Annotated in this window: 3 protein-coding genes; all 3 read left to right on the forward strand. The window is 74.9% G+C overall.

What is annotated here, in order from left to right; genetic code table 11:
• Positions 1-34 precede the first annotated feature (34 nt).
• The 3 genes from ACFRQN_RS40540 to ACFRQN_RS40550 all read left to right on the forward strand — a co-directional run bounded on the left by ACFRQN_RS40540 (position 35) and on the right by ACFRQN_RS40550 (position 2,330).
• Complete coding sequence (locus ACFRQN_RS40540) at positions 35-985, forward strand: SDR family NAD(P)-dependent oxidoreductase (protein ID WP_380745649.1); 951 nt, start codon at positions 35-37, stop codon at positions 983-985.
• Positions 986-1,109: 124 nt separating this feature from the next.
• The gene (locus ACFRQN_RS40545; RefSeq protein ID WP_380745652.1) at positions 1,110-1,412 is read left to right on the forward strand and encodes a hypothetical protein; all 303 of its coding nucleotides are present in this window, start codon (positions 1,110-1,112) and stop codon (positions 1,410-1,412) included.
• 96 nt (positions 1,413-1,508) lie between these two features.
• Positions 1,509-2,330 carry a hypothetical protein gene (locus ACFRQN_RS40550; protein WP_380745655.1) on the forward strand — a complete coding sequence of 274 codons (822 nt, stop codon included), beginning with the start codon at positions 1,509-1,511 and terminating at the stop codon, positions 2,328-2,330.
• Positions 2,331-2,362: the final 32 nt, after the last annotated feature.

Here is a 2,362-nt window from a genome sequence, read left to right on the forward strand (position 1 = left end):
ACGACGCACCGCCCGAGCCGAAGGAGCCCCCGTCATGTCCTCCACCCACCCCAGCCCGCCGTGGGACGTCCACCGGCTGCCCTCCGCCGCCGGCAGGTCCTTCCTGGTCACCGGGGGCAACGCCGGGATCGGCTACTTCGTCGCGGAGCAGCTCGCCGGGGCCGGGGCCGTCGTGGTGCTGGGGAGCCGGGACGGGGCGAAGGCCTCGGCCGCCATGGCCTCGATCCGCTCCCGCGTCCCCGGCGCGCGGCTGCGCCACCTCCGGCTGGACCTCGCCGACCTGGCGTCCGTGCGGACCGCCGCGGACGGTCTCGGACTCGACCGCCTCGACGCGGTGGTCCACAACGCCGGGGTCGCGCTCGACGATCCGCCGCGGTGCACGACGAAGGACGGCCACGAGCTGATGTTCGGGGTCAACCACCTGGGGCACGTCGCGCTGACCCGGGCCCTGGCGCCGCTGCTGTCCGCGGCGCCCGCCGCCCGGGTCGTGACGGTGGGGAGCTTCGCGGCGCGCTCCGAGCGGCTGGACCCGGACGACCTCCAGTCGGCCCGGGACTACCGCCCGAAGCGCGCCTACGGCCGGTCGAAGCTGGCGCAGATGTCCTTCGCCTTCGAGCTCGACCGCCGCCTGCGCGCCCGCGGCAGCACCGTGCTCAGCCTGGTGGCGCATCCCGGCGGCGCCCTGGACTCGCTGACCCCGGCCCGCCCGGGGGTGCACGCGGCGACCCGCGGCAGCCGGCTGCGGGGCGCGCCCGCCGGGCTGCTGCTCCAGGGCAAGGACCGCGGGGCCTGGCCGATCGTCCGGGCCGTCCTGGACCCGCGGGTGCGCGGCGGACAGCTGTGGGGGCCCAGGGCCTTCGGCCTGCGCGGCGCACCGGAGCTGGAGCCGGTCCGCGCCCACATGACCGATCCGGCCCTCGCCGCACGCCTGTGGGACGCCAGCTGCGAAGCGGCCGGCGTCGAGCCCGACCTGGCCCTCCTGTAGCGGCGGCTTCGTCCCGGCGGCTCCCCCGGTGCCCGTCCATCCCAGGAGGTGGCAGGGCACGCGCGCCGGGGGGACCCTGGAGGGGGCGGCCGGCTGCCCCGCGCGGAGCCGAGGAGGTTGACCCGTGAGGTTCATCCAGATCATCGAGTACCGGACGAGTCGGATCGACGAGTTCAACGCCCTGCTCGACAGCTGGGTCGAGAAGAACGCGGGCCACCGGCTGGCGATCCGCTCGCTGCAGACCCGTGACCGCGACGGCGAGAACGTGTACCTGAACATCGTGGAGTTCCCCTCGCACGAGGCGGCGATGCGGAACTCCGACCGCCCTGAGACCTCGGAGTTCGCCGCGCGGGCCGCCGCCCTGTGCGACGGGCCGCCGGTGTTCCGCAACCTCGACCTGGTGAACGAATGGACCTTCCAGGCCTGAGCCGACGCACGGACGCCGTACGGACAGGCGGCGGGGACGGCGGGATTCCGGTCGGCCGGTAGATTCGCTCCCTCACCACCGACCGAGGGAGCCCCCGTGCCCGACCGGCCCAGCCTGCTGTACGTGACCGACCTGGCCTACCCCGCCCGCGGCCGGCGCTACGGCGACGAGGACGTCCTCCTCACCTCCCGGCTGCGGGAGCACTTCGACCTGGCCCTGTGCCACCCGCTCGACGCCCGGTCCCTGATGGGGCGCTTCGACGGGGTCGTGGTGCGCAACAGCGGCCCGGTGCTGCACTACCGGGAGGAGTACGCCCGGTTCCGCTCCCAGGCGCTGGCCGACGGCGTACGCGTCTACAACCCGCTGACCGGGCGGGGCGACATGGCCGGGAAGCGGTACCTGCTGGACCTGACCGCGTCGGGCCACCCGGTCATCCCCACCGTCGACCGGCCGCAGGACCTCGACCGGCTGCCCGCCGCCGAGCGCTACGCGGTCAAGCCCGAGGAGGGCGCCGACAGCATAGGCCTGCGCTTCCTCACCCGCGAGGAGCTGGACGGCGTCGAGTGGGGCGAGGTGCTGGTCCAGCCGCGGATCGACTTCCGGTACGAGGTCTCGTTCTACTTCGTGGACGACGCCTTCCAGTACGCCCTCCACACGCCCGACCCGGCCCGGCGCTGGGTCCTGGAGCCGTACGAGCCGAGCGCCGCCGACCTCGCGTTCGCCCGCGGCTTCGTCGACTGGAACACGCTCGCCCACGGGATCCAGCGGGTGGACGCCTGCCGCGCGCCGGACGGGCGCCTGCTCCTGGTCGAGCTGGAGGACCTCAACCCCTACCTCTCCCTCGACCTGGTCGCCGACGAGGTCCGGGAGGGCTTCGTCCAAGCCATGGCGGACTCGCTGCGCCGCTTCCTGGACTGACCCCCGCCGGGCGCGGGGGCCCCCCCCCCCTC

Origin of the sequence: Kitasatospora sp. NPDC056800 (assembly GCF_042789775.1) — a bacterium.
In the GTDB taxonomy this organism is placed as follows: Bacteria; Actinomycetota; Actinomycetes; order Streptomycetales; family Streptomycetaceae; genus Kitasatospora.